The following is a 7291-nucleotide window of genomic DNA, read 5'->3' on the forward strand; positions in this document are numbered from 1 at the left end:
ACCGCGCCCTGGCCGCTGCCACGCGGGCAACAAAAAACCGCCCGAAGGCGGTTTCTTGTCACAGACTTGCCGAAACGGAAAGCGGATTAACGCTTGTCCATCGGGGGCACGTCGCGGGTCACCGAACCCGTGAACAGCTGGCGCGGACGGCCGATCTTGTAATCGGGATCCGACAGCATTTCGTTCCACTGGGCAATCCAGCCCACCGTGCGGGCCAGCGCGAAGATGGCCGTGAACAGCGAGGTCGGGATGCCGATGGCGCGCTGGACGATACCCGAGTAGAAGTCCACGTTCGGGTACAGCTTGCGCTGGACGAAGTACGGATCCGACAGGGCGATGCGTTCCAGTTCCATGGCCAGCTTGAACAGCGGGTCGTTTTCCAGGCCCAGGGCCGAGAGCACTTCCTTGCAGGTTTCCTGCATCAGCTTGGCGCGCGGGTCGTAGTTCTTGTAGACGCGGTGGCCAAAGCCCATCAGGCGCACGCCCGAGTTCTTGTCCTTGACCTTCTCCATGAACTCACCGACCTTGTCGATGCCGCCGTTGGCTTGCAGCTCTTCCAGCATTTGCAGGCAAGCTTCGTTGGCGCCGCCGTGAGCCGGGCCCCACAGGCAAGCCACGCCGGCCGAGATCGCCGCGAACGGGTTGGTGCCCGAAGAACCGCACAGGCGCACGGTCGAGGTCGACGCGTTTTGCTCGTGGTCGGCGTGCAGGATGAATATGCGATCCAGCGCGCGCTCAACAACTTCGTTGACCTTGTAGTCTTCGCACGGCGTGGCGAACATCATGCGCAGGAAGTTGCCCGTGTAGGACAGGTCGTTCTGCGGATAGATGAACGGTTGGCCTTGCGAGTACTTGTACGCCATCGCGACCAGCGTCGGCATCTTGGCGATCAGGCGGATGGCCGAGATGTGACGGTGCTGCGGGTTCGTGATGTCGGTGGAGTCGTGGTAGAACGCGGACAGCGCGCCAACCAGGCCCGTCAGGACGGCCATCGGGTGGGCGTCGCGGCGGAAGCCGCGCAGGAAGAAGTGCAGCTGTTCGTTGACCATCGTGTGATGGGTCACTTGCGAATCAAAGTCCGCCTTCTGTTCCTGGTTCGGCAGTTCGCCGTTCAGGATCAGGTAGCAGATGTCCATGAAGTCGCAATTGACGGCCAATTGCTCGATGGGGTAGCCGCGATACAGCAGTTCGCCCTTGTCGCCGTCGATGTACGTGATACCCGATTCGCAAGCCGCGGTGGACATGAAGCCGGGGTCAAACGTGAACATGCCCGTCTGGCCATACAGCTTGCGGATGTCGATCACATCCGGACCGACCGTGCCCTTGTAGACAGGGAACTCAATGGGTGCGCTGCCATCCGAGAAGGATAGAGTGGCTTTTTTGTCAGACAGGTTCATGTTTATTCCTCTCACATTAATCAGAGTGCGCGCATCTGGCCAATAATGCCCCGAAGCCTGGGGGTATCCAGTTCACCTTCGAGTTCCTTGCGGGCCAGCAGCAGGTCGAGAAGATCGTTGTCTCCCATCTCGAACAGCTGGGTCAATGCGGCCACATCATCATCGGTAAGTTCAGCCTCGTAAGCGTCAAGATACCGAGTGATGATCAAGTCGTTTTCGAGCAGGCCGCGGCGCGCCCGCCAACGCAGACGCGCCCGCTCCAGTTCAGTTAGCCTGCTCATCTTTACACCATAAAAACAAAAGTCTTCACGCTAGATAGACACTAGACCGTACGGCGGACCATCAGTTCCTTGATCTTGCCGATTGCCTTGGTCGGGTTCAGCCCCTTGGGACAGACGTCGACGCAGTTCATGATGGTGTGGCAACGGAACAAGCGGTACGGATCTTCCAGGTTGTCCAGACGCTCGCCGGTGGCTTCGTCGCGGCTGTCCGCGATGAAACGGTAGGCTTGCAGCAGGCCGGCCGGGCCGACGAACTTGTCCGGGTTCCACCAGAACGACGGGCAGGACGTGGAACAGCACGCGCACAGAATGCACTCGTACAGGCCGTCCAGTTCTTCGCGTGCCTCGGGCGATTGCAGGCGCTCTTTTTCGGGCGGCGGCGCATCGTTGATGAGGTACGGACGAATCGAGTGGTACTGGTTGAAGAAGTGCGTCATGTCCACGATCAGGTCGCGGATGACGGGCAAGCCCGGCAGCGGACGCAGAACGATGGGTTCCTTCAATTCACGCAGGTTCGTCGTGCAGGCCAGGCCGTTCTTGCCGTTGATGTTCATGGCGTCCGAACCGCACACGCCTTCACGGCACGAGCGGCGCAGGGCCAGGCTGTCATCGACGTCGTTCTTGATGCGCACCAGCGCATCAAGCAGCATCTTGTCGGTGGGCTGGAGTTCAACGTCCAGCTTTTGCATGTAGGGGCGCTCGTCCTTGTCCGGATCGTAGCGGTAGATTTCGAACTTGACGATTCTCTTGGTGCTCATAATGGGCTCTATCCGGACTTAGAAGGTACGCGCCTTGGGCGGGAAGGACTCAACGGTGAGCGGCTTCATCTGCACGGGCTTGTAATCCAGGCGGCTGCCTTCGGAATACCACAGCGTGTGCTTCAGCCAGTTCTCGTCGTCGCGCGTCGGGTGGTCGTCCAGCGCGTGAGCGCCACGGCTTTCCGTACGGGCAGCAGCCGACTTGATCGTGGCGCGGGCCACTTCGGTCATGTTGGCCAGTTCCAGCGCTTCGACGCGCGCGGTGTTGAACACCTTGGACTTGTCCTTGAAGTAGATGCTGTCGGCTTGCTTGGCCAGATCTTCGATCTGGGTCACGCCTTCGTTCAGCAGTTCCAGCGTGCGGAACACGCCGCAGTGGCGCTGCATCGAGAAGCGGATGGCGTTGCCGATGTCTTGCGTCTTTTCGCCCGACGTACGCGATTCCAGCTTGTTCACGCGGTCCAGCGAGAAGTCCACGGCTTCCTTCGGCAGATCCTGGTGCGCGCGCTGGCGCTCGGGATGCGAATTGACGATGTGGTTGCCGGTGGCGCGACCGAAAACGATCAGGTCCAGCAGCGAGTTCGTGCCCAGGCGGTTGGCGCCGTGCACGGACACCGCGGCGCATTCGCCGATGGCGTACAGGCCGTTGACGACCTTGTTCTCGCCGTTTTCGCGCGACAGCACCTGGCCGTGGTAGTTGGCCGGAATGCCGCCCATCTGGTAGTGGATGGTCGGGACGACGGGGATCGGTTCCTTGATCGGGTCGACGTTGCCGAACTTGATGGCAATTTCGCGGATCGAGGGCAGGCGCTTGTTGATGACGTCGGCGCCCAGGTGGTCAAGCTTCAGGACGACGTAGCTGCCGTCCGGACCGCAACCGCGGCCTTCCTTGATTTCCTGGTCCATCGAGCGCGACACGAAGTCGCGCGGGGCCAAGTCTTTCAGCGTGGGCGCATAGCGCTCCATGAAGCGTTCGCCATCCTTGTTCAACAGGATGCCGCCTTCGCCACGCACGCCTTCCGTGATCAGCACGCCCGCGCCGGCCACGCCGGTGGGGTGAAACTGCCAGAATTCCATGTCTTGCAGCGGGATGCCCGCGCGCGCTGCCATGCCCAGGCCGTCACCGGTGTTGATGAAGGCGTTGGTGGAAGCAGCCCAGATACGGCCGGCGCCGCCGGTGGCCAGCACCGTGGTCTTGGCTTCGAGGATGTAGATTTCGCCCGTTTCCATTTCCAGGGCGGTCACGCCCACGACGTCACCGGCTTCGTTGCGCAACAGGTCCAGCGCCATCCATTCGACGAAGAACTGGGTGCGCGCGGCAACGTTGCGCTGGTAGAGCGTGTGCAACAGCGCGTGGCCGGTACGGTCGGCGGCGGCACAGGCGCGCTGCACCGGCTTTTCACCGAAGTTGGCGGTGTGGCCGCCGAACGGACGCTGGTAGATCGTGCCGTCGGGGTTGCGGTCGAACGGCATGCCGAAGTGTTCGAGCTCGTACACGGCGTTCGGCGCTTCACGGCACATGAATTCGATGGCGTCCTGGTCGCCCAGCCAATCCGACCCCTTGACGGTGTCGTACATGTGCCAGTACCAGTTGTCTTCGCTCATGTTGCCCAGCGAGGCGCTCACGCCGCCTTGTGCGGCAACGGTGTGCGAACGCGTGGGGAACACTTTGGACAGCACTGCAACGGACAGCCCCGCTTGGGACAGTTGCAGCGAACAACGCATGCCGGCTCCACCGGCGCCAACGACCACCACATCAAACTGGCGGCGCGGCAAGGATTTCATGACAGAGACCACGGCTTAAATGCTCCAGAGGATTTGCGCGAAGTAAACGACCGTACCGATCAGCCAGAGGATCGTCAGCACTTGCAGCAGCAAGCGCAAGCCCACCGGCTTGACGTAGTCCATCCAGATGTCGCGCACGCCAATCCAGGCATGCCAGGCCAACGCAATGAATGCAAGGGAGGCCAGGATCTGGCCAACCGGAATGAATCCCACGTAGAAGTTGAACAGCTTGACCCAGTGTTCATACGTGAAGGCGGGCATCATCAAGATGCCAACGAGCAGCACCAGCGTATACACGGCCATGATGACGGCGGTGATGCGCTGGATGATGAAATCCATGACGCCATAGTGCGCGCCGACGACCAGGCGCTTGGGTCCGTAGTTTTTAGCGGCGGCCATTTACAGCACTCCGAACAGTTTGAGACCGAACACCAGCGTCAGCGCCAGGCTGACACCGAAGACCACGCCGGCGCTTTTCTTGGCCGACAGCTTGTCGATGCCGATGTGCAGGTCCAGCAGCAGGTAGCGGATGCCGGCACAGAAGTGGTGCAGGTAGCCCCAGACAAGAACCAGGAAGACAAGCTTGACGATCGGGTTGGTCGCGATGGAGGCGATCCAGGCGAACGATTGCGGTGCGGCCACGCTTGCTGCGAACAGCGGCACGATGACCAAGGGCAAACAGAGGAACAGCAAAATGCCGCTGATGCGGTGCAGGATGGACAGCTTGCCGGCCAGGGGCAGGCGATAGGAGAACGCAACTTGGGCAAGCCCAATATTGCGAAACTGCGGACGTGGCTTGGCAGCGGTGTCGGACATGACGGCCTCGGTGTTTCGGAACTAGGGAATCGTGACGGCGAAATTGCCGTGGCCCTTTCGGGCAAACACGCTATTTTCGCCCAGAGATTGGGTTGGTATCAAATCGTAGTGTAAAAGCTCATCAATTCAGACTATTGCGGTAGTGGTATCGATCGGTCAAGTACAAACCCCGGCGAATTTCCATGGGGCGGTCACCATAGGTGTAAGACACCCGGTCTACCTGCAACAACGGCGTGCCGGCCGGAACATTAAGCAGGGGACAGACTTCGGCCGGCGCAATCACTGCGCGCAGCTTTTCGTCCGCGCGCACCATGCTGACGCCGAATTCGGATTCAAACAGGCCATAGAGCGGCGCCTTGTTGGCAGTTAAGAGCTCTAGGGTAAGGCCACGAAAAATGGAGCCGGGCAGCCAGATGTCGTCCACAACGGTCGGCGTCTGCCCCATGGACAGCAGGCGGCGGATCATCACAACGGTTTCGCCGGCGCGCAAGTCCAGCGCACGGGCGACTTCGGCGGGTGCGCGCACGCGGCGGCATTCCAGGATGCGGCTTTCGGCGCGGCCGGCTTCGCTTTCATCGTCGGCGGCCAGCCGCAGGAAGCGATAGCGCACGCGGGCTTCATGGTGGGTGGCAACAAAGGTGCCCTTGCCCTGGCGGCGCAGCAGCATGTGCTCGGCGGCCAACTCGTCAACCGCCTTGCGCACCGTGCCCTGGCTGACCTGAAAACGGGCAGCCAGATCGATTTCGCTGGGGATGAGTTCACCGGGCTTCCATTCGCCGCGTTCAAGGCTTTGGACAAGCAGATCCTTGATCTGGCGATAGAGCGGACTGAAAGCGGCCCCCTCGCCCGTTGAACGGGCGGCGCGATTGCGTAAGGAGGTTTCGGGCCGGGGCTCTGCCATGGATCTTCTTGAAAGTGTCATGTTCATCCGGATGATGGGAGGGCGGCGCAAAACGGGTGCGGACCCACATCCAAAAATGCGCTGCCAGGGGTATGAAGAAACGGCCTGTAGCGCATTCGAATAAACGCTCTATTGTGGCATATCGGCCCGGACGCTGTCCAACGTCTTATGTCTTATATAAGATAGAAGAGCGTTTGACGGACCCCTGAAATCGTTCTAGGATTCACGGCTGTCAGGGCCCCGCGCCGGCAGGTTCGTGCGCGCCGTTTTTGATGCCCCAACGATTACACTGATTGGTGAGATTTTTCTCGCCAAACCATTACGGAGAACGTCCATGTCCAAGCCTGCCTTGCGTGTCGCCGTCACCGGCGCCGCCGGCCAAATCGGTTACGCACTGCTATTCCGCATCGCCTCCGGCGAAATGCTGGGTAAAGATCAACCCGTCATCCTGCAACTGCTGGAAATCCCCGACGAGAAAGCGCAAAAGGCCCTGAAGGGCGTCATCATGGAATTGGATGACTGCGCCTTCCCGCTGCTGCAGGAAGTGACCGCCCACAGCGATCCGCGCACCGCCTTCAAGGATGCCGACGTGGCCCTGCTGGTTGGCGCCCGTCCGCGCGGCCCTGGCATGGAACGCAAGGACCTGCTGTCGGTCAACGCCCAGATCTTCACGGCGCAAGGCAAGGCCCTGAACGATGTGGCCAGCCGCAACGTCAAGGTCCTGGTGGTCGGCAACCCGGCCAACACCAACGCCTACATTGCCATGAAGTCGGCGCCGGACCTGCCGGCAAAGAACTTCACCGCCATGCTGCGCCTGGACCACAACCGCGCCCTGTCGCAGTTGTCGGCCAAGTCGGGCAAGCCGGTTGCCGACATCGAAAACCTGATCGTCTGGGGCAACCACTCGCCCACGATGTACCCCGACTTCCGTTTCGCCACCGTCGGCGGCGAATCGCTGACCAAGCTCATCAACGATGACGCCTGGAACCGCGACACGTTCATCCCCACCGTGGGCAAGCGTGGCGCCGCCATCATCGAAGCCCGTGGCCTGTCCTCGGCCGCTTCGGCCGCCAACGCCGCCATCGACCACGTGCGTGACTGGGTCCTGGGCAGCAACGGCAAGTGGGTCACGATGGGCGTTCCGTCGGATGGCTCGTATGGCATTCCGGAAGGCATCATCTACGGCGTTCCGGTCACGACCGAAAACGGCGAATACAAGCGTGTCGAAGGCCTGGAAATCGACGCCTTCTCGCGCGAGCGCCTGGACTTCACGCTGAAAGAGCTGCTGGAAGAGCGCGACGGCGTCAAGGACCTGCTGAAGTAAGCAGCGCTTGAATCAGAATTGGGGCCGGT

The 7291-nt window shown here is 61.1% G+C and carries 8 protein-coding genes; 1 reads left to right on the plus strand and 7 read right to left on the minus strand.

The features are described 5' to 3' along the window. Window positions 1–86: 86 nt before the first annotated feature. From ACNPP0_RS08935 to ACNPP0_RS08965, 7 genes are all read right to left on the minus strand, one after another. Complete coding sequence (locus ACNPP0_RS08935) at window positions 87–1397, minus strand: citrate synthase (protein WP_006218129.1); 1311 nt, start codon at window positions 1395–1397, stop codon at window positions 87–89. Between the two features lie 20 nt (window positions 1398–1417). Then, window positions 1418–1678: a succinate dehydrogenase assembly factor 2 gene (locus ACNPP0_RS08940; RefSeq protein WP_046802661.1), complete on the minus strand. Its 261-nt coding sequence runs from the start codon at window positions 1676–1678 to the stop codon at window positions 1418–1420. Between the two features lie 41 nt (window positions 1679–1719). Further along, the gene (locus tag ACNPP0_RS08945) at window positions 1720–2436 is read right to left on the minus strand and encodes a succinate dehydrogenase iron-sulfur subunit (RefSeq protein ID WP_006218127.1); all 717 of its coding nucleotides are present in this window, start codon (window positions 2434–2436) and stop codon (window positions 1720–1722) included. Window positions 2437–2454: 18 nt separating this feature from the next. Then, window positions 2455–4233, minus strand: coding sequence for a succinate dehydrogenase flavoprotein subunit (gene sdhA / locus ACNPP0_RS08950; RefSeq protein ID WP_046802660.1), 1779 nt, complete (start codon window positions 4231–4233; stop codon window positions 2455–2457). A gap of 3 nt (window positions 4234–4236) precedes the next feature. Beyond that, window positions 4237–4620 (minus strand): succinate dehydrogenase, hydrophobic membrane anchor protein, encoded by a 384-nt coding sequence (sdhD, locus tag ACNPP0_RS08955; RefSeq protein WP_100857262.1) that lies wholly within the window; start codon window positions 4618–4620, stop codon window positions 4237–4239. Continuing rightward, window positions 4621–5037, minus strand: a complete 417-nt coding sequence (gene sdhC, locus ACNPP0_RS08960; RefSeq protein ID WP_046802658.1) for a succinate dehydrogenase, cytochrome b556 subunit — start codon at window positions 5035–5037, stop codon at window positions 4621–4623. It lies immediately after the preceding gene. 121 nt (window positions 5038–5158) lie between these two features. Continuing rightward, a complete protein-coding gene (locus ACNPP0_RS08965; RefSeq protein WP_104143076.1) occupies window positions 5159–5938 on the minus strand; it encodes a GntR family transcriptional regulator in 780 nt (259 codons plus the stop codon). 334 nt (window positions 5939–6272) lie between these two features. On the opposite strand from ACNPP0_RS08965, the gene ACNPP0_RS08970 reads away from it, so the two are divergent. After that, complete coding sequence (locus ACNPP0_RS08970; protein WP_006218122.1) at window positions 6273–7262, plus strand: malate dehydrogenase; 990 nt, start codon at window positions 6273–6275, stop codon at window positions 7260–7262. Window positions 7263–7291 lie beyond the last annotated feature (29 nt).

This window comes from Achromobacter semiaridum (genome assembly GCF_053543755.1).